The 20,082-nt window shown below is 63.3% G+C and carries 18 protein-coding genes; 9 read left to right on the forward strand and 9 right to left on the reverse strand.

Annotated features, from left to right (window positions below; genetic code table 11):
* Positions 1–92: 92 nt before the first annotated feature.
* On the reverse strand, positions 93–1,274 hold the full coding sequence (locus LCF59_RS14335) for a phosphoserine transaminase (protein WP_292288298.1): 1,182 nt from the start codon (positions 1,272–1,274) through the stop codon (positions 93–95).
* A 295-nt stretch (positions 1,275–1,569) separates the two neighbouring features.
* On the opposite strand from LCF59_RS14335, the gene serB reads away from it, so the two are divergent.
* Positions 1,570–2,460: a phosphoserine phosphatase SerB gene (serB, locus tag LCF59_RS14340; protein WP_292288299.1), complete on the forward strand. Its 891-nt coding sequence runs from the start codon at positions 1,570–1,572 to the stop codon at positions 2,458–2,460.
* Here serB and LCF59_RS14345 read toward each other — a convergent pair.
* Positions 2,432–3,430 (reverse strand): asparaginase, encoded by a 999-nt coding sequence (locus LCF59_RS14345; RefSeq protein ID WP_292288300.1) that lies wholly within the window; start codon positions 3,428–3,430, stop codon positions 2,432–2,434. The two genes, serB and LCF59_RS14345, sit on opposite strands and share 29 nt — an antisense overlap.
* 172 nt (positions 3,431–3,602) lie before the next feature.
* Here LCF59_RS14345 and LCF59_RS14350 point away from each other — a divergent pair, with 172 nt between their 5' ends.
* The 4 genes from LCF59_RS14350 to LCF59_RS14365 all read left to right on the forward strand — a co-directional run bounded on the left by LCF59_RS14350 (position 3,603) and on the right by LCF59_RS14365 (position 8,677).
* On the forward strand, positions 3,603–4,136 hold the full coding sequence (locus LCF59_RS14350; protein ID WP_292288301.1) for an invasion associated locus B family protein: 534 nt from the start codon (positions 3,603–3,605) through the stop codon (positions 4,134–4,136).
* Positions 4,137–4,424: 288 nt separating this feature from the next.
* Positions 4,425–5,612, forward strand: a complete 1,188-nt coding sequence (rlmN, locus tag LCF59_RS14355) for a 23S rRNA (adenine(2503)-C(2))-methyltransferase RlmN (protein WP_292288302.1) — start codon at positions 4,425–4,427, stop codon at positions 5,610–5,612.
* 89 nt (positions 5,613–5,701) lie between these two features.
* Positions 5,702–6,163 (forward strand): hypothetical protein, encoded by a 462-nt coding sequence (locus tag LCF59_RS14360; RefSeq protein ID WP_292288303.1) that lies wholly within the window; start codon positions 5,702–5,704, stop codon positions 6,161–6,163.
* A 51-nt stretch (positions 6,164–6,214) separates the two neighbouring features.
* The gene (locus LCF59_RS14365; RefSeq protein WP_292288304.1) at positions 6,215–8,677 is read left to right on the forward strand and encodes a heavy metal translocating P-type ATPase; all 2,463 of its coding nucleotides are present in this window, start codon (positions 6,215–6,217) and stop codon (positions 8,675–8,677) included.
* Positions 8,678–8,902: 225 nt separating this feature from the next.
* On the opposite strand, the gene LCF59_RS14370 is transcribed toward LCF59_RS14365, so the two are convergent.
* The 4 genes from LCF59_RS14370 to pncA all read right to left on the reverse strand — a co-directional run bounded on the left by LCF59_RS14370 (position 8,903) and on the right by pncA (position 13,206).
* Positions 8,903–10,324: a saccharopine dehydrogenase C-terminal domain-containing protein gene (locus LCF59_RS14370; protein WP_292288305.1), complete on the reverse strand. Its 1,422-nt coding sequence runs from the start codon at positions 10,322–10,324 to the stop codon at positions 8,903–8,905.
* A gap of 253 nt (positions 10,325–10,577) precedes the next feature.
* Positions 10,578–11,870, reverse strand: a complete 1,293-nt coding sequence (pncB, locus tag LCF59_RS14375) for a nicotinate phosphoribosyltransferase (RefSeq protein WP_292288306.1) — start codon at positions 11,868–11,870, stop codon at positions 10,578–10,580.
* 74 nt (positions 11,871–11,944) lie between these two features.
* Positions 11,945–12,400 (reverse strand): TerB family tellurite resistance protein, encoded by a 456-nt coding sequence (locus LCF59_RS14380; protein WP_292288307.1) that lies wholly within the window; start codon positions 12,398–12,400, stop codon positions 11,945–11,947.
* Positions 12,401–12,612: 212 nt separating this feature from the next.
* Positions 12,613–13,206, reverse strand: a complete 594-nt coding sequence (gene pncA, locus LCF59_RS14385; RefSeq protein WP_292288308.1) for a bifunctional nicotinamidase/pyrazinamidase — start codon at positions 13,204–13,206, stop codon at positions 12,613–12,615.
* 112 nt (positions 13,207–13,318) lie between these two features.
* Here pncA and LCF59_RS14390 point away from each other — a divergent pair, with 112 nt between their 5' ends.
* Positions 13,319–14,239, forward strand: a complete 921-nt coding sequence (locus LCF59_RS14390) for a rhodanese-related sulfurtransferase (RefSeq protein ID WP_292288309.1) — start codon at positions 13,319–13,321, stop codon at positions 14,237–14,239.
* Between the two features lie 64 nt (positions 14,240–14,303).
* Here the strand turns inward: LCF59_RS14390 and LCF59_RS14395 are convergent, their stop codons facing one another.
* The 3 genes from LCF59_RS14395 to LCF59_RS14405 are packed head-to-tail and all read right to left on the reverse strand — an operon-like array spanning position 14,304 to position 15,793.
* Positions 14,304–14,636: a hypothetical protein gene (locus LCF59_RS14395; RefSeq protein ID WP_292288310.1), complete on the reverse strand. Its 333-nt coding sequence runs from the start codon at positions 14,634–14,636 to the stop codon at positions 14,304–14,306.
* A 36-nt stretch (positions 14,637–14,672) separates the two neighbouring features.
* Complete coding sequence (locus LCF59_RS14400) at positions 14,673–15,383, reverse strand: DUF599 domain-containing protein (RefSeq protein ID WP_292288311.1); 711 nt, start codon at positions 15,381–15,383, stop codon at positions 14,673–14,675.
* Entirely contained in the window at positions 15,383–15,793 is a 411-nt protein-coding gene (locus LCF59_RS14405; protein WP_292288312.1) for a CopD family protein, read from the reverse strand. Before LCF59_RS14405 ends, LCF59_RS14400 begins: the two co-directional genes overlap by 1 nt.
* Positions 15,794–15,915: 122 nt before the next feature.
* Between LCF59_RS14405 and LCF59_RS14410 the strand changes: the two genes are divergently transcribed.
* From LCF59_RS14410 to glcF, 3 genes are all read left to right on the forward strand, one after another.
* Complete coding sequence (locus LCF59_RS14410) at positions 15,916–17,364, forward strand: FAD-linked oxidase C-terminal domain-containing protein (protein WP_292288313.1); 1,449 nt, start codon at positions 15,916–15,918, stop codon at positions 17,362–17,364.
* A gap of 68 nt (positions 17,365–17,432) precedes the next feature.
* Positions 17,433–18,536, forward strand: a complete 1,104-nt coding sequence (locus tag LCF59_RS14415) for an FAD-binding protein (protein ID WP_292288314.1) — start codon at positions 17,433–17,435, stop codon at positions 18,534–18,536.
* Between the two features lie 3 nt (positions 18,537–18,539).
* Positions 18,540–19,853 (forward strand): glycolate oxidase subunit GlcF, encoded by a 1,314-nt coding sequence (glcF, locus tag LCF59_RS14420; protein ID WP_292288315.1) that lies wholly within the window; start codon positions 18,540–18,542, stop codon positions 19,851–19,853.
* The last annotated feature ends 229 nt before the right edge of the window (positions 19,854–20,082 follow it).

Here is a 20,082-nt window from a genome sequence, read left to right on the forward strand (position 1 = left end):
GATGGATGTCGGATGTGGTGCGTGACAACACGCACCCCGAAAATTTTGGAGGAAAGGCGCGCAGGCACGCGCCGTCTGGACTCGGTCTGGGGTCAGGCCGCTTTGGCCTGCGCGTCGATCTCGGCGTGGAACGCCCAGTCAAGCCACGGCAGCATCGCTTCGATATCCGCCGTTTCGACCGTGCCGCCACACCAGATACGCAGGCCCGCCGGGGCATCGCGATACGCGCCGATATCCAGCGCCACGCCTTCCGCTTCCAGCCGCTTGGCAACCGCCTTGGCAAAGGTCGCGCCATCGGTGATTCGGGAATCGGTGAACTTGAGGCAGACCGAGGTGTTCGACCGCGTTGCCGGATCATCGGCCAGGTTCGCGATCCAGTCATTGGCGTCGCAGAAATCCCAGACCGCCTGCGCATTGGCATCCGCCCGCGCCATCAGGCCCTTGAGCCCGCCAACAGAGCGCGCCCAGTCGAGCGCCTGCAGGTAATCCTCGACACACAGCATCGACGGGGTGTTGATCGTCTCACCAACGAAAATTCCCTGGTTGAGCTTGCCGCCCTTTGTCAGGCGGAAGACCTTGGGCAGAGGCCACGCAGGCGTGTATGTCTCCAACCGCTCGACCGCACGGGGCGACAGGATCAGCATCCCGTGCGCTGCTTCGCCGCCCAGCACCTTCTGCCAGGAAAACGTCGTCACATCGAGCTTGTACCAGGGCAGGTCCTGCGCGAAAGCCGCGCTGGTCGCGTCGCAAATCGTCAGGCCACCGCGATCCGCCGGGATCGCGTCGCCATTGGGCATCCGCACCCCCGAGGTGGTGCCGTTCCAGGTGAACACGACATCCGTGTCGTAATCGAGCGCCGGCATATCGACGATCTGACCATAGTCAGCCGTCTTTACATCGGCGTCGATCTTGAGCTGTTTGACCACATCCGTGACCCAGCCTGCGCCGAAGGATTCCCATGCGACCATCGTCGCCTTGCGTTCGCCCAGCAGCGACCACATCGCCATCTCGACCGCGCCGGTGTCGGATGCGGGCACGATACCGATCTTGTAATCGCCCGGCACGCCGAGAATCTCGCGCGTCTCTTCGATTGCGGCCTTCAGCTTGGCCTTGCCCACGGCTGCCCGGTGCGAGCGACCCAACGGGGCGTCCGATAGCGCGTCCAGTTTGAAAACGGGGGGTTTGGCACAGGGGCCAGAGGAAAAACGCGGGTTGGCAGGCCGCGCAGATGGTTTGCGCACGGTTTCGTGCGACGCCGGTGGTGTCATAGCCATTTATGCTATCCTTCCAGATAAGCGCCCCTCGTTGGGGAGGGGTGTCCCACCTCCCCGTCTATGCGCCGGCCACCAGCGTTGCAAGTCGGAAAATGCAGATGATGCGTCGCACCGCGCCACAGAACCAGTCTCCCGGAGCGGATCAGGACCACGGCAGCGCCTTGCACGGGCGACACAAACGGATGTCCCCGGCACGCATTTCCCGAACGAAAAGACGACAGATCCCTTGCCTCTTGCGTCTGGCCTTTTGGCCGCACCGTGAGTAAAGCACCGAAAATCACGAAGGACATGCCCCATGCTCACAGCCACGCTGATCGCCAGCCCCGGACTGCTCGACCCTGCCTTGGCCGAATCGTTGCGCAATGCCTGGGGCGGCGGCGATCTTGTCTGGCTGGCTCCGGACGAGGCGGCGGAGTTCGAGATGGAGACCATCCCCGACACGGCCGAGACAAGCTGGACAGCGTTGCAGGGTCAATCTGTTGACCTTGCCATCCAACCCTCCGGGGGGCGGCGCAAGGCGATGCTGCTGGCCGACATGGACAGCACCATGATCCAGCAGGAATGCATCGACGAGCTGGCCGTGGTTGCGGGCGTCGGCGCGCAGGTCAAGGAAATCACGGCCCGCGCCATGAACGGAGAGCTGGATTTCGAAGGCGCGCTGCTGGAGAGGGTCGCGCTTTTGAAAGGGCTCCCGGTGTCGGTGATTGCCGAGGTGCTGCGCAACAGGATCAGCCTAATGCCCGGCGGGCCGACCCTTCTGGCCACGATGACGGCCTCGGGCGCCCATACAGCGCTTGTCTCTGGCGGGTTCACCGCGTTCACCGCGCCCGTCGCACAGGCACTCGGCTTTCAAACCCACCGCGCCAACACGCTGCTCGCGACGAACGGCCACCTGACCGGTGACGTCGCCAGACCGATCCTTGGACGCGAAGCCAAGATCGCCGCGCTGAAGGAAATCACCGCGGACCTCGGCCTGTCAGAGACAGATGTGCTCGCGGTTGGTGACGGGGCGAACGATCTGGGCATGTTGCAGCTTGCCGGAACGGGGGTCGCCCTGCACGCCAAACCCAGCGTCCAGGCGCAGGCAAAGCTTCGCATCAACCACGGCGATCTGACGGCACTGCTCTACCTCCAGGGCTACAGCCGCGAGGCCTTTGTTACGCCAGAAGACCCGGTGCTGGCTTGATTTCACCCGTGATCAGCCCATCCCAATTGTGAACCTGCGGGTTCAAGAACGCTTTCACCTCCGGGTTGGCAGTGTCGAGAACCTCGAGCCGCACAAGCAGCGCGGCAATCGCGCATTCCGCAGCGCGTGTGGCCCCATCCGCCGCTTTCACGGCAATGCCAAGACCCCGCTTCGGCAGGATCGCGACGAAATACCCTTCAGCCCCGGTCTTCAGCGCCACCGGCTCTGCCGCCGCGCGCATCAGCCTTGTGCAGGCCCGCCCCTCTCCGGCGACAAGCTCGGGATGGGTGTGCATCGCGGCCACCAGCCGCGCTGCTGCCGCGCTCATCCGGTCTGACCGCTGATCCGCCGTGGCATAATACGCCATGGCCCGCGCCATTCCCTGCATCGTGGTGGCAAAGTTCGGAGCCGAACAGCCGTCGATCCCGAAGCCGGGGCTGGCCTGGTCGGTCACGGTCTCGAAGGCGTCGCTGCAAGCGGCCTGCACGGGATGGGTCACATCCACGTACTCCGGCCCTGCCCCCAGGTGCTGCGCAAGGGTGAGGAACCCGGCATGTTTGCCAGAGCAATTGTTGTGCACACGGCACGGCATTTCATGCGCCCGGATCATCTCCAGTTTCAGGTCCGTGTCCCGGCTCACTTGCGGGCCACAGCGCAGCGCATCATCCGCGAGGCCGAGGTCCGAAAGCCACCGGCTGACCCGCTCCACATGCATCGGCGCGCCCTCGTGCGAGGCACAGGCCAGCGCCAGATGCTCGGACCCCAGACCCTGCGCATCGGCCGCCCCCGAAGTGACCAGCGGCAAGGCCTGGATCATCTTCGACGAAGAGCGCGGCAACACCACCGCATCCGGATCCCCCACGGCCAAGAGAACCTGGCCGGCGCCATCACAGATCACGGCATGACCGACATGATGGCTTTCGCGGAACGCGCCGCGCCAGACCTCGGCAAGGGGTGCGGGCTGTGCCATCGCAGGCTCCTTTCGGATTGGGCAAGAATCTGCCAATTTGGCTTTGAAGCCTCTTGTAAATCAGGCTAATCTCACCACGTCGAGAGCAAACTTGCAGTGACACACGGGCGCACAGAACCCACACTGCGACTCACATCGAATTGAGGCTAAGGACAGTCTGGAGGCTGGACGCATGAAATCATGGATTGGCGGTGCGCTGATCGGCGCGATGACGCTTGGGGCGGCCGGCACGGGTATCGCGCAAGAGCAAACAAGCAACAACCGCGTGAACGCCATCACCGATTGGAGCGTGTTCGAAGGTCAGGACCCGCGGGAATGCTGGGCCGTGACCACCTACAAGGAAAGCGTCAACACCAAGGATGGCCGGGTCGTCGCCGTGACGCGGGGCGAAATCCTGTTGATGGTCTTCTTCCGTCCGGGCGCCGAGGTGCAGGGTCAGGTTGCCTTCACCGGCGGTTATCCGTTCGCCGGCGGGTCCACCGTCAACGTCAATATCGGCGGCACCGAGTTTGAACTTTTCACCGAGGGTGAATGGGCATGGCCTGCGACACCGCAGGACGATACGAAACTCGTGACCGCCATGAAGCGCGGCGCGGATGCGGTTCTGACTGCGCGGTCATCCCGCGGGACAACGACCAAGGACACGTTCTCGCTCCTTGGCTTCACTGCCGCGATCGAGGATGCCGAACAGCGCTGCGCGTCCTGAAGACCTGCCAACCCGGCAGGCGCGCTCAGGCTGTCACAGCGTCGGATACCGTCTGCATCCGCGATACGGGCTTCAGGGGGCGACCCGCCTGAAACCGCGCCAGCCACGGCCGCGTTCTGCCGCGCAATCGCGCCTCAACGCCGGCCGCTTGGTGCGCCCTGCTGTGCCGTTCATCGGCACCGCTGCGGGGGCCAAGCCGCGTCAAGGACGCCCTCTGCATCATTCCCCTTTGGCAAAACGCGAAGAATCCTATATGTGCCTCATCTCTTTTCGAGAAAGGCTGACCCAATGACCGGCTCTGCACCGATCACGCAAGACGTAATGACCATCCCGCGCAAGGTGCCCGAGGGCGGCAAGACGAATATCGTCGGCCTTACCCGGCCGGCGCTACGCGATGCGTTGATCGCCATGGGCACATCCGAAAAACAATCCAGGATGCGCGTCAATCAGATCTGGCAATGGGTGTACCAGTGGGGGGTGCGTGATTTCCACGCGATGACCAACCTCGCCAAGACCTACCGCACGCAGCTTGACGCGACGTTCGAGATTACCCTGCCCGAGATGGTGTCCCGGAACATCTCCGCCGACGGCACCCGCAAATATCTTGTCCGAATAGCCGGCGGTCACGAAGTCGAGGTGGTCTATATCCCCGAATCGGATCGCGGCACGCTCTGCATCTCAAGCCAGGTCGGCTGCACGCTTACCTGTTCCTTCTGCCACACCGGCACGCAAAAGCTGGTGCGCAACCTCACCGCCGGGGAAATCATCGGCCAGGTTATGCTTGCCCGGGACGATCTGGGCGAATGGCCCGAACCGGGCATCGGCACCGGCGAAAACGGCCCCCGCCTGTTGTCGAACATCGTGCTGATGGGCATGGGCGAACCGCTCTACAATTTCGACAACGTGCGCGACGCCATGAAGATCGCGATGGATGGCGAGGGCATCGCCCTGTCGCGCCGGCGCATCACGCTGTCCACATCCGGCGTCGTGCCGGAGATCGCCAAAACCGCCGAAGAAATCGGCTGCCTTCTGGCCGTGTCGTTCCACGCCACCACGGATGATGTTCGTGACAAGCTGGTTCCGATCAACAAGCGCTGGAACATCGAAACCCTGCTCGACGCCCTGCGCGAGTATCCGAAGAAATCGAACTCCGAACGGATCACCTTTGAATACGTGATGCTGAAAGATGTGAACGATAGCGATGAAGACGCCCGCCGCCTGATCAAGCTGATTCAGGGCATCCCGGCCAAGATCAACCTGATCCCCTTCAACGAATGGCCGGGCGCGCCTTACGAACGCTCCGACTGGTCCCGGATCGAGGCTTTTGCCGACATCGTCTACAAGGCAGGCTACGCCTCGCCAATCCGCACGCCGCGCGGCGAAGACATCATGGCCGCCTGCGGCCAACTCAAATCCGCGACCGAACGCGAACGCAAGAGCCGCGCCCAGATCGCGGCCGAAACCGGCACGGGATAAGTGCAATCCGCGGGTTGTAAATTATCTGATTGTTTTTGTCAGAATTAAACTCTATAAAGTGATTACAGTCTCAACCTGTGGTCACTGTCATGCAATCAGCCACCGAATCTCTTGAAAGCGCCGCGTTGCGGGGTCCGGAACACAGGCTGATCGGCATGCTTCGGGTCTGGTACACCGACCCGGACCCGCAAGAGACGATCCTTGCCGATCTGCGCGGCTCGCTCGGATCTTCGCGCGCCCGCGCCTGCCTTCAGGCGTTTGAACAAATGTTGGCCCTGCTCACGAAACACGGCTGGCACTCTGTTGTCATCCTGCGTCCGACCGCCCCCCGGTATTCCGCAGATGAACTCTCCATCACCCGGTTCGTCATGGCCGCCACCGAACAGCGCCGCGATGTGGCCATGACCGAAGCAAGTTTCCTTGTCTCCCCCGACGCGCTTCTGCCCCTGCTCTGCGCCGGCGCGCGCGTTGGCCTGCCGCTCCTGTGCGAAGAGTGCCGCTCCCGGATCTCGGGTCGAAATATCAGCACCCGCAGGAGTGATGCCCCTTGACCTTCCAGTAACTGGAGACCCTATCTGACGGGCATGAACATGGAGTCCGACATGCCCACCCTCAAATTCACCGTCGACAACCTCAGCTGCGCCGGCTGTGCAGGGCGGGCCGAACGCGCGCTGGCCGCGACCTCCGGCGTCACCGAAGCCTCGGTCAACTTTGCCAATCACACGGCTGTCGTCACCGGGCGCGCCCTGGCCGCAGATCTCGCCAAGACCCTGGACACCGCGCGCTACCCCGCCCGGACGGCCACGCATCAGCTTTCGATCACCGGGATGAGCTGCGCCTCCTGCACCGGCCGCGTCGAACGCGCGCTGTCCTCGTTGCCCGGTGTCCTGTCGGCGACCGTGAACCTGGCCACCGAAACCGCGACCATCCGGACCCTCGAGGGCGCGGTGACGCCCGACGCGCTGGCCTCTACAGTGACAGAGGCTGGCTACCCGGCGTCCCGCGTGACGGACGAGACTCCGTCCCGAACCGCTTCGGAAATCACACCCCTGAAACGCGACACGCTGATCGCGGGCGCGCTGACGCTGCCGGTCTTCCTCGCCGAAATGGGCGGGCACCTGTATCCGCCCATCCATCATGCAATCATGGGCAGCATCGGGATCCAAAGCTTCTGGGTGCTGCAATTCCTGCTGATCACGCTGGTCCTTGCCTGGCCCGGCCGCCGGTTCTTCCGAATCGGCCTGCCACTCCTGGCCAAGGGCAGCCCCGACATGAACAGCCTGGTGGCGCTCGGCACCCTGGCGGCCTGGGTCTATTCCACCATCGCTACCTTCGCCCCTGCGCTCCTGCCCGAGGGCACCCGCGCGGTCTATTTCGAGGCGGCAGGCGTGATCGTCACGCTTATCCTCGCAGGTCGCTGGATGGAAGCGCGCGCCAAGGGCCGCACCGGCGCCGCCATCCGCCACCTGGTCGGCCTGCGCCCCGATACGGTCCGCGTGCTGCGCGACGGCACGCCAACCGAAATCCCGCTCTCCGAGGTCAGGACCGATGACATGATCGAGGCACGCCCCGGCGCGCGCATCGCGGTCGACGGCATCGTCAGCGAAGGCACCTCCTTCGTCGACGAATCGATGATCACCGGCGAACCCGTGCCCGTGGCCAAATCCCCCGGCGACACGGTCACCGGCGGCACGATCAATGGCCAGCGTCCGCTCACCTACCGTGCCACCGCCGTCGGTGCCGACACGGTGCTGGCCCGGATCATCGACATGGTCCAGACCGCTCAGGGCGCGAAACTGCCCATTCAGGCCCTGGCCGACCGCGTGGTCCGGATCTTCGTCCCGGTGGTGCTTGTCATCGCCGCGCTGACAGTTGCGACATGGCTCCTGATCGGCCCCACCCCGGCGCTCAGCCACGCGCTTGTCGCCGGTGTCGCGGTGCTGATCATCGCCTGCCCCTGCGCCATGGGCCTTGCCACCCCGACCTCCATCATGGTCGGCACGGGCCGCGCCGCCGAACTCGGCGTGCTGTTCCGCAAGGGCGACGCCTTGCAACGGCTTGACGGCGCCAAGGTCATCGCCTTCGACAAGACCGGGACCCTGACAGAAGGCCGCCCGACGCTGGTGGATCAGGCCACGGCCCAGGGCGTCGACGCAACCGAGGCGCTCAGGCTGACCGCCGCTGTCGAACACGGCTCCGACCACCCGATCGCCCGTGCAATTCTTGCCGCCGCCCCAGGCGATCTGCCGACGCTGCACGAGACCGAAAACCGCCCCGGCTATGGCCTCGTCGCGCGAACCAGCGACCAATCCCTGCTCGTTGGCTCGGAACGTCTGCTTGCCGAACAGGGCGTCGACACCGCCCCCTTGGCCGATGCGATCCGGCGCTTTGCCGACAAAGGCCACACCTTGGTCTGTCTCGCCATCGACGGCGAGGCCGCGGCGGTTTTCGCCGTCGCCGACCAGATCAAACCGGGCGCCAAACCCGCCATTGACGCGCTGCACGCGCAAGGGCTCACGGTCGCGATGATCTCGGGCGACAGCCCCAACGCGGCACAGGCCATCGCCCATCAGCTCGGCATCGACCATGTCACCGCCGGCGTTCTGCCGGACGGAAAGGTCGCCGCCATCGCCGACCTGCGTCACCGCTTCGGCCCCGTCGCCTTCGTCGGCGACGGGATCAACGACGCGCCCGCGCTTGCCGAAGCCGAGATCGGCCTTGCTATCGGCACCGGCACCGATGTCGCCATCGAAGCCGCCGACATCGTCCTGTCCTCGGGGCGCATCGCGGGCGTTGTCAACGCCGTCGAAATCTCCCGCCGCACCATGCGCAACATCCGCCAGAACCTGTTCTGGGCCTTCGCCTATAACACCGCGCTGATCCCGGTTGCGGCCGGCGTGCTCTACCCGGCCTTCGGCGTTCTTCTCTCGCCCATGCTCGGGGCGGGCGCCATGGCGCTCAGCTCTGTCTTCGTGTTGACCAACGCGCTGCGCCTGCGCGGCATCGTCCCGGCCCAAAAGGACCGTCCCGCCCCGGCCCCCACCACGACCGAAGTGCCCGCATGAGCACCGCCAACAGGGGCGGCCGGCCCTGATCTTCTTCTCTTTTCAAATATGCCATCATCCCGGCCCGCCAAAGGCACGGTGTCCCCATCCGGGGGCATCCCGCAGAACAGGCCGATCCATCCCGGCGACAGCCCCGTGACCTCGGTGCCGCCATCGCCCAGCGCATGGCTGTCGATCCGGTCCATCACGCCGTCTTGTCAGCGCGCCGGGAACAACGGATCCGGCTCAGCTCGCCAACACGTTCCGAAACTGCCAAGGGTCGCTCTCGTCGATGTCCTCGGGGAAATGCACCCAACGGTCCTGCAACGGCGTCCAGTCCGTGTAATGCGCTTCGACCGGACCCAGGTAGGGGCGCTGCACCTCAAGGCACCGCGCGTGATCCATCTCGTCGGTCTCTACGATTCCGGCCTCCGGGTTTTCCAGCGCCCAGACCATCCCGGCCAGAACCGCGCTGGTTACCTGTAGCCCCGTGGCATTCTGATACGGCGCGAGATCGCGCGTCTCCGCGTTCGACAAGCGCGATCCATACCAAAGCGCGTTCTTGTCATGCCCGTAAAGCAGCACACCCAGTTCATCGACCCCCTCGACGATCTCGTCTTCCGTGAGAATATGATGCACCGTCTGCTGCTTGCCCGATCCGAACATCTCATGCAGCGACAGCACGGCATCGTCGCAGGGATGATAAGCATAGTGGCAGGTCGGCCGATACGCGGGCGCGCCGGCGTCGCCGACGGTGTAGTAATCGGCGATCGAGATCGCCTCGTTATGCGTCACGAGAAACCCGAACTGTGGTCCCGGCGTCGGGCACCACGTATGCACCCGCGTGATCGCACCCGGCCGGTCGAGCCAGATGCCCGCCTGACACCCCCGGTCATGCGAATAGCCGTTTTCCGGGAACCACGTCTCATGGGTGCCCCATCCCAGCTCGGCCGGTTGAAACCCTTCCGCGATGAAGCCCTCGACCGACCAGGTGTTCACGAACATGTCGCGGGGCCGGGGCACCCGCCGTGCCTGCGTGTCGCGCTCGGCGATATGCACACCTTTCACACCCAGAGACTGCATCAATTCGGCCCAGCCGGCCCGGTCCTGCGGCGCGACCACATCGCGCCCCGTGTCCTGCGCCAGCGTCAGCAATGCCTCCTTGACGAACCACGACACCATGCCGGGATTGGCGCCGCAGCAGCTCACCGCCGTGGGGCCACCGGGGGTCGCGGCTTTCTCGTTGCGCACCGTCTGGCGCAGCGCGTAGTTCGTCCGCTCCGCGTTGTCAGTGGTGTCGAAATAATATCCGGCCCAGGGTTCCACCACCGTGTCGATATAAAGAACCCCCAAGTCGCGGCAGACCTTCATCAGGTCAAGCGACGAGGTATCCACCGACAGGTTCACGCAAAAGCCTTTGCCCTCGGCAAAAAGCCCCCCGAGAACCTCGCGGTAATTGTCTGGCGTCAAGGCAACCTGCATGTGGTTGATCTTGTGCTGACGCAGGAAATTCGCCTGGTTTTCATCCGGTTCGATCACCACGAATTTATCCGCGTCATATTCGAAATGCCGCTCGATCAGGGGCCACGTCCCCTTGCCGATAGACCCGAAGCCGATCATCACGATCGGCCCGTCGATACGCCCGTAAACCGGATAGCTCTGCGTCATGATCGCCCCTTTCAAACTCCGCTCGCCCCGCTGTCTACCTTGCTGCCCGCAGGGAGTCCAAGTGCGATGCGGCACAGTGTCAACAGCACCTGGCCGGGATCGGCAACCGGACCAGGGACCTCTTGGTGTGGTCGGTTCCAAAGATGTCTCGCCCAACCCGTTTTCCCGCTCCAGAGATTACCAAAACGTAAATCCGTACCGGTAACCTATTGAAATTGCTGGCGCGCGGGGATGTCCCACGCATGGGACGGGGTCAGACCATCACCTCGAGCCGTTCCTGTTCCCCGACCCCGAAAACCCGTTTGTAGCGGTCGATCTGGTCGGCAGGACCCATCGCCTTGTTGGGGTTGTCCGACAGCTTGACCGTGGGTTGCCCATCCGCTTCGATCGCCTTGCAGACAAGGCTGAACGGGGCCAGCCGATCATCGGTGGTCAGCCCCCGGAAATCATTGGTCAGAAGGGTGCCCCAGCCAAAGGATATCCGAACCCGCCCGGAAAACCGGGCCTGAAGCTCCAGGATCTTGTCCACGTCGAGCCCGTCGGAAAAGATCACCAGTTTTTGCGTCGGATCCTCGCCGCGCTCTTTCCACCACTTGATCGCCGTCTCGGCCCCGGTTGCGGGATCGCCGGAATCAATCCGGATCCCCGTCCAACCCGCCAGCCAATCCGGCGCATTCTTCAGAAACCCGCCGGTTCCGTAGGTATCGGGCAGGATCATCCGAAGGTTGCCGTCATGCTCCTCGTGCCAATCCGCCAGCACGTCGTAGGGCGCGCGCGCCAAAGCCGCGTCATCCTCGGCCAGCGCGGCATAGACCATCGGCAATTCATGCGCGTTGGTGCCGATCGCCTCGAGGTCGCGATTCTTCGCGATCAGGCAATTCGAGGTGCCGACAAAGCTGTCGCCCAACCCCTCGTACATCGCCTGCACGCACCAGTCCTGCCAGAGGAAGGAATGGCGGCGCCGGGTTCCGAAATCAGCAATCCGAAGCTTCGGCACCTCGCGCAGACGCTCGATCTTTTCCCAAAGCTTGGTCATCGCGCGGGCATACAGCACCTGAAGTTCGAACCGGCCCATATCGTTCAGAACCGCGCGCCCGCGCAGCTCCATCAGAACCGACAGCGCCGGAATTTCCCAGAGCATCACCTCGGGCCACGCGCCTTCGAAGGTCAGTTCATACTGATCGCCCACGCGCTCCAGGTGATAGGGGGGCAGGCGCAGACCTTCGAACCACTCCATGAAATCCGATCGGAACATCTGCCGCTTGCCATAAAAGGTGTTGCCACGCAGCCAGGTGCTCTCGTTCCGCCGCAGGGACAGGGATCGGATATGGTCCAACTGTTCGCGCAGTTCGCCCTCGTCGATCAGCTTGGCCAATGGCACGTCGGACGACCGGTTGATCAGGCTGAACGTTACCTGCGTGTCCCGTTTGTTGCGGAAGACCGACTGGCACATCAGCAACTTGTAAAAATCCGTGTCGATGAGCGACCGCACGACCGGGTCGATCTTCCATTTGCGGTTCCACACGCGTGTGGCGATATCTACCATGACGGCCTCCGATTGCGCGGGCGCGAGAACACAAGCGAGTTGCTTAGAGCAATCCCGCCCCGACTTGTCCAGCCTCAGTCATCCGCCTGCTTCTTGGCCACTTCCTGGTCACGGATGCGCTCGCAGGTTGCTTCGTCCACACCGAGAAGGCCCGCGATGTGGCCGAGAAACATGTCTTCCTTGGCGTGGCGATTGCCATCGGCATAGACCACGTCCCACAACGCCGCCACCGCAGCCTCGCGTTTCGCGGGGCTGATGTTCTCGGTGAGGATCCTGGCAAGGTCGGCCGTCCTGGGAAGCTCGTGTTCGAGCCGTTCACATTGTGCGCGCATCTTGGCGGCGTCGATTGGCCCCAGATCATACATCCGCGCCAGAACGCGGTCGATCTCTTCGACCTCCTGAAAGAGATACGCATTGTCCGCCATCGCGGTGCGCACCATCAACGCCCCGAGCGCGTACCTGGACTCTGCCGGCGGCAGGGGAGTCTGCGACGCCGATGTGTCAAAAAGAGCGAGAATTCGTTCAAACATGGGGCAGCACACCTTTGGCCGGTCCGTTTTGTAATGCTACCGCAGTTTCCGGCAGCCAGGAAAGGGAGAGGGCGCAATGAGCTTGCATTCGCCGAACCCCGTGTCACCCGCGCGACAGCCCATGCGCGCGGCGCTTGCGCCGCACATCGGGCTCCTTCGATCATCACGGAGCCGATGGCTGTTTCGCCTCGACCCGGCGACCGCGGACAAACTCAAGACAACACGACGCCGCTTCGGACCATGTCGGATTTCATCCTCGCCAGCGATCCATCCAGATCAATCGCCCGGCAAAGGTCCAGGCGCACGGTGGTATCAAAGCCCAGCCTGGCCGCATCAATCGCGGAGAAGGCGACACAGAAATCCGTGGCGAGCCCGACCAGTGTCAAAGACGTGATGCCCCGCGTCTTGAGGTAACCCTCCAGCCCGGTCGGCGTGCGATGATCGTTTTCGAAAAACGCGGAATAGCTGTCGATGTCGCGGCGGAACCCTTTACGGACGACGATTTCGGCGCAGTCGGTGTTCAGGTCCGCATGAAACGCAGAGCCATGCGACCCGATCACGCAATGGTCCGGCCAAAGCACCTGCGGCCCATAGGGCATTTCGATCATTCCGAACGGGTCTTCCCCGTCATGCTGCGACGCAAAGCTGGAATGCGCCGCGGGATGCCAGTCCTGCGTCAGGATCACCGCCTCCGCATCTTGCATCAGCGCATTGATGCCGGGCACGATCTGGTCGCCCTCGGGCACGGCCAGTGCCCCGCCCGGGCAGAAATCGTTTTGTACGTCGATGACGAGTAGCGCGGACATGCGGCAGCCTCCTGTTGCGTCTCATGTGGGTATGAAGCCTGACAGGAACGGTCAAGGCTTGCGGCATTCGGCAGCCTTGCGCAGGGCGTGCTGCGGGCGTAATTCCACGCCCATGTTCACGGTTTGCGCACTATATCATTTTACACGCTTCGACGATCCTGCCGCGTTGCGCGATCCGCTTCTAGCGGTCTGTCGCGACAATGCGATCACGGGCACGCTGCTTTTGGCACGCGAAGGGATCAACGGGACGGTGGCTGGTCCCGAGGCTGGCGTTAACCATTTGTTAGCCCATCTGCGCGCCCTGCCCGGCTGCGCCGACTTGGACTGGAAACTGTCCACCGCGCAGGACCGGCCGTTTGCCCGGATGAAGGTCCGGCTGAAGAAAGAGATCGTGACGATGGGCGTTCCGGACGTCGATCCGCGCGCATCAGTCGGGCATTATGTCGATGCCTCTGAATGGAACGACCTGATCCAGAGCCCGGATGTGGCCGTGATCGACACGCGCAACGGCTACGAGGTCGGCATTGGCACGTTCGACGGCGCAGTGGACCCCGGAACCGAAAGCTTTCGCGAATTCCCGGAATGGTGGGAGCAGAACAAGGACCGGTTCCACAACAAGCGTATCGCGATGTTCTGCACCGGGGGTATTCGTTGCGAAAAATCGACGAACTACTTGCTCAGCCAGGGGATCGAAGAGGTGTATCACCTCAAGGGCGGCATTCTGAAATACCTCGAAGAGGTGCCGCAGGACCAAAGTACCTGGCAGGGGGAATGCTTTGTCTTCGACGGTCGCGTGTCGGTGGGTCATGGCCTTCGGGAAGGACCGCATTTGTTGTGCCACGCTTGCCGACATCCGATTCTGCCCGAGGATCGTGACAGGCCGGAGTATGAACATGGCGTGTCCTGCCATCTGTGCATCGACAAGACCTCGGACACGGACAAGGCGCGGTTCCGCGAGCGGCAGAAACAGATCCGACTCTCCGAGGCACGCGGGCAACGGCATCTGCATGCCGATGTAATTGACGAAGGGTAAATAGGTCCGATCCGGCCCAGATGTTTCGCGTGCGAAACATTGGGTCAGCGATCCTCACCCGGTTTCAGCGCGGCAGGGGCGCGCGGGTCTCGGACCAACCATCTACCGAACATTTCGCCCGGATGAACAGAGGCGCTTCTGGCAGGCCGCCAACGCTCAGGCTCCGGGTGAAGGGCTGTTCATTCACATGCGGATGCAGCAATTCGCGTGTGGCGATCACCGCGCCGTTGTCGGCTTCGATCCGCCAGCCATCGGCGTAATGCTCCCACCCGGTATCGGGATGCGACACTGTCACCGACACACGGTTTGCGCTGATGTCCGAGCCGACAATTTCAGGCGGGTCCGCAAAGACAGGACCTGTGAAAATCAGGAGGCCGACCAAGGAACGATACATCATGATCAAGCGGTAGCAGATCGCCGGCAACACGCAAAATCACGTTTCCGCATCCGGCGCGCCATTGAGCAGCACATGCCGCGATTTCGACGCGAACTCCCGGCGCAGGATCACCAGCAGCGTTACCAAGCTGGCAAGTATCAAGGGCTCGGCGCCAAGAAGCCAGGCGGACGAGGCGATCCCGAAATAGACCGACCGCAAACCCCGGTTGTAGCCCCGCGCCGCGGTGATGTTGATCTCGCCGGCCTGCAAGGCGATGGGCAAGGCCTTGGGGTCGGTCGGATCGTTGGGCACCGCCGCCATGATGACCGAGCAATAGCCGAACAGCCGGTGCGACCAGACGAATTTCAGGAACGCGTTCGCCGCGAACAGCAAGAGCACCAGCAGCTTGACCTCGAGCAGGAAGATCGGATCGCTTTCCAGTGTCAGGTCCTGCGCCACACCGCGCAGGCGTTCGGCGTTCCCCAAAAGCGCGAAGCCACCCCCGATGGCGATCATGCTGGCGGAGGCAAAGAAGGCAGTGCCTTGCCGCAGGCTTGCGATGATCTGGCTGTCGAAAATACGCGGATCGCGATCGACAAACGTGCGCATCCAGTCGCGGCGATACCCGGCCATGATCTCCGACGTGGACCGATGCGATTTCGGCGCGTTCTCGATGATGATCGTGCTGCCGATCCAACTGACTATAAGCAGGCCAAGGCCCACCGCATCCAGCACCGTGAACAGGTAAAGGCGGTCTAACCACTCCATCAGAACGGCTTGACGACGACAACCCAAAGGATCGCGATCACCCCGAACACGCTGATTTCGTTGAAGATGCGCAGATAGCGGTCAGATTCGGTAAACGCACCGCGTTTCGCGCGGATCACAAGCCGCCCGGTCCAAGCATAATGCAGTGCGAGGAGCAGCACCAAACCCAGCTTGAGCCAGACCCAGGGCGGCATGCCCCAAATCCCCCCGAGCCACAGCCCGGTCACAAGCGCGATCACACCCAGCCCGGCGGAAAAGCGGTAGAGCCGGATCGTCAGGTCGCCCAGCGGGCCGAATTCGCCGATGCGGTCATGTTCGCGCTTCCAGTAGATCAGCGCCCGCGGGACCGCGAAGATCGAGGTCATCCAGCCCATGACGCAAAGAATATGAATGATCTTGATCCAGTCCATGATTGCTTCGTGACCGGCGATGCGGCCAAAAGCAAGGGGCTACAGTGCCAAGGGGGAGAAGATTCTTCTAGCTTTTGACGCAAGATTGGTTATATAATCTTACCAATTCGGAGGAGCCCGCCATGCAAATGCCCCAACCCGACGCCAGGGTGCTGTCCTTGAAGGAACAGATCGTCAGCCGCCTGCGCAAGGTCTTGCCGCAGGATGCCGTGATCTCGGACGAGATGGAAACGCGCGCCTACGAGTGTGACGCCCTGACCGCGTATAAATGCCCGCCTCTTGCAGCGGTGCTGCCCGCCTCCACGCAAGAAGTGTCCGATGTCCTCAGGGTCTGTCACGACATGGGCGTACCGGTCGTGCCACGCGGGTCGGGCACCTCACTCGCGGGGGGTGCATTGCCGACCGCCGATTGCGTGCTGCTGGGAGTGGCGCGGATGACCGAGGTGATCGAGACGGATTACGACAATCGCATCATCCGCCTGCAGACAGGTCGCACGAACCTGAGCGTCACCGGCGCGGTCGAGGATGACGGGTTCTTCTACGCACCCGACCCGTCGAGCCAGTTGGCCTGCGCCATCGCCGGCAATATCGCGATGAATTCGGGCGGCGCGCATTGCCTGAAATATGGCGTCACCACCAACAACCTGCTGGGTATCACCATGGTGCAGATGGATGGCACCATCATGGAGATCGGCGGCAAGCATCTGGATGCCGGCGGGTACGATCTGCTGGGCCTGATCTGCGGCTCTGAGGGACAATTGGGTGTGGTGACGGAAGCCACGCTGCGCATCCTGCCGAAACCCGAAGGCGCGCGGCCGGTGCTGATGGGGTTCGAGTCGAACGAGGTTGCGGGGGCCTGCGTCGCCGATATCATCAAGGCCGGTGTTCTGCCCGTGGCCATCGAATTCATGGACCGCCCCTGCATCGAGGCGACCGAGGCCTTTGCCAAGGCGGGCTACCCGATGTGCGAGGCGCTGCTCATTGTAGAGGTCGAGGGCAGCCCGGCCGAGATCGACGAGCAGCTTGCACTGATCCTCGAGATCGCCCGGCGGCACAACCCGGTGGAGCTGCGCGAGGCCAAGGATGCCGATGAGGCCGGGCGCATCTGGCTGGGCCGCAAATCGGCTTTTGGCGCGATGGGGCAGATCAACGATTACATGTGCCTCGATGGGACGATCCCGGTGTCCGAACTGCCTTACGTGCTGCGGCGCATCGGCGAGATGTCCAGGGAATACGGGCTGGACGTGGCCAACGTGTTCCATGCAGGCGACGGCAACATGCACCCGCTGATCCTGTTCGATGCGAACAAGGAGGGTGATCTTGAACTCTGCGAGGCGCTTGGCGCGGATATCCTGCGGCTTTGTGTCGAGGTGGGTGGGTGCCTGACCGGAGAACATGGTGTGGGGATCGAGAAACGCGACCTCATGGTGGACCAGTTCGCGCCTGCCGATCTCGAGGCACAGATGGCGGTGAAGGACGTGTTCGATCCGGCCTGGCTGCTGAACCCTGCAAAGGTGTTTCCGCTGGCCGCGTCCGAGAGCCGTCGCAGCGTCGCGCTGGCGGCAGAGTAGGATTGGGGGCGCTGCCCCCGGCGCGCCTTGCGCGCCTCCCCCGGGATATTTTGGAACCAGAGAAGATCATGAGACCTGAGACAGAGGCCGACCTGGCCGAGATGATCGCATCGGCGACACGACCGATTCGTGTGCGTGGCGGGGGAACGCGGGGCGTTAACCTTAATGGGGAGATGCTCGAGACCGGTGGGTTGTCGGGGATCACGCTCTACGAGCCGGGGTCTTTGACCCTTGTCGCGCAGGCGGGCACACCCTTGGCCGAGATCGAAGCGGCGCTTGCTGCCGAGGGGCAGCGGCTAGCTTTCGAGCCAATGGACCATCGCGGGTTGATGGGCACATCGGGCGCTCCGACGATTGGCGGTGTTGTTGCAGCAAATGTCAGCGGGCCACGCCGCGTGTCGGTTGGGGCCTGCCGGGATTTCATGCTCGGCGTGCGGTTTGTCGATGGGACCGGGACCCTTGTCAAAAACGGCGGGCGCGTGATGAAGAATGTCACGGGGTATGACCTCGTGAAGCTGATGACCGGCTCTTGGGGCACCCTTGGCATCCTCACCGAAGTCAGCCTGAAGGTTCTGCCGACGCCCGAGCGTACCGCGTGCATCATGATCGACGGGCTGGATGACTCACAAGCGATCGCCGCGATGGCCAGGGCATTGCGGTCCCCGTTCGAGGTGTCTGGCGCAGCCCATCTTCCAAACGGGATGGGGGACGGCCCCGTCACCATGCTGCGTATCGAAGGATTTTCGGGATCGGTCCGCTACCGTGCAGAGCAGCTTGCGGCCCTGTTTGCGGACATGGGCACGCGGATCGAGAGCGACGCGGATGGCGTGGCCGAGCACTGGGCGCAAATCCGGGATGTTGCCCCGTTCCACGGCACGCCGGGGGATGTCTGGCGCGTATCCGGCAGGCCGACCACCGGGGCCGATCTGGCCCGGCGGAGCGGCGCAAAGGCGGTGATGTACGATTGGGGCGGCGGCCTGATCTGGATGAGCGTGCCGGAGGGCACGGATCTGCGGGCACGCCTGGGTGATTTTGACGGCCATGCCACGCTCGTGCGCGGGAGCGGGCAGCCAAAGTTTCAGCCGGAACCGGCGGAACTTGCGGCGCTGTCACACGGGCTGCGGCAGCGGTTTGATCCCAGGGGGATCCTGAACACCGGATTGATGGGGTAGATCATGCAGACGACATTTACGGAAAATCAGTTGCAGGATCTCGACTTCCAGCGATCCAACGAGATCCTGCGGGCTTGCGTGCATTGCGGGTTCTGCACCGCGACCTGTCCAACCTACCAGGTGCTGGGCGATGAATTGGACAGTCCTCGCGGGCGGATTTACCTGATCAAGGACATGCTCGAAAACGAGCGTGTGCCGGATGAAAAGACGGTTACCCATATCGACCGATGCCTGTCCTGCCTTGCCTGCATGACGACCTGCCCGTCCGGCGTGCATTACATGCATCTGGTCGATCACGCGCGGGCCTATATCGAGGCGCATTACGACAGGCCCTGGCATGATCGGGCGCTGCGCTGGACGTTGGCGCAGATCCTGCCCTATCCGGCGCGGTTCCGGGTGGCGCTGCTTCTGGCGAAGATCGGCAGGCCCTTTGCCCCGCTGATCCCGGATGCGCGCCTGAAGGCGATGCTGGAGATGGCGCCCAAGCGCATCCCGCCAGTGAGCCGCAATGACGATCCGCAGAGCTTTGCGCCCCAACAGCCGCGCAAGAAACGCGTCGCGCTGATGACCGGCTGTGCGCAGAAGGCGCTGAACACCGATATCAACGATGCCACCATCCGGCTGCTGACACGGCTTGGCTGCGAGGTGGTGGTAGCCGAGGGTGCGGGCTGTTGCGGAGCGCTGACGCATCACATGGGCAAGGTGGACCAAAGCCACGGGTCGGCGGCGGCCAACGTGAGGGCCTGGGCGCGCGAGATGGACGCGGGCGGGCTTGACGCGATTGTCATCAACACCAGCGGCTGCGGCACCACGGTCAAGGATTACGGGCACATGTTTCGCAATGATCCACTGGCCGGGGACGCGGCGCGCGTGTCGGCGATTGCCAAGGATGTCAGCGAAGTGCTTGTGGATTTGGTTGACGAAGCGGCCGTGGCAAAGGCCAGGGCTGTGCATGGCGGAGCGCGCGTGGCCTATCATGCGGCCTGCAGCCTGCAACATGGCCAGCAGATCAAGACACATCCCAAGACGCTGTTGAAGGCAGCAGGGTTCGAGGTGGTGGAGCCTGCGGACAGCCATCTGTGCTGCGGGTCGGCGGGGACATATAACCTGATGCAGCCGGAGATTTCGAAACAGCTCAAGGGCCGCAAGGTCCGGACGCTGGAGGCGAAACAGCCACAGATCATCGCAGCCGGCAATATCGGCTGCATGATGCAGATCGGCGGAGGAACGGATGTTCCAATCGTGCATACGGTCGAGCTGCTGGACTGGGCGACGGGTGGTCCGAAACCCGCTGCCCTGGAAGCGTCCAGGCTGTAGGAACCCGACTCTGGCCTTGCGTCATAGTTTCGCCTGATTCAGATGGCACTGCGAAGTCTCACATCGGAGGTGATTTGTGCGCAATGTGCTCTGGGGGGCATTGTTTCTGTTGCTGCCAATCGGTGCAGCGGCACAAGGGGCCGGGCTGTTCTCGATGGAGAGCCGCCAGGATGGTCGCGCCTGGGAAGCGGTTGGCCGGCTCGAACTTGCCGGTAAAGCGTTTTGCACA

The organism is Marivita sp. (genome assembly GCF_020055675.1).
GTDB lineage: Bacteria > Pseudomonadota > Alphaproteobacteria > Rhodobacterales > Rhodobacteraceae > Marivita.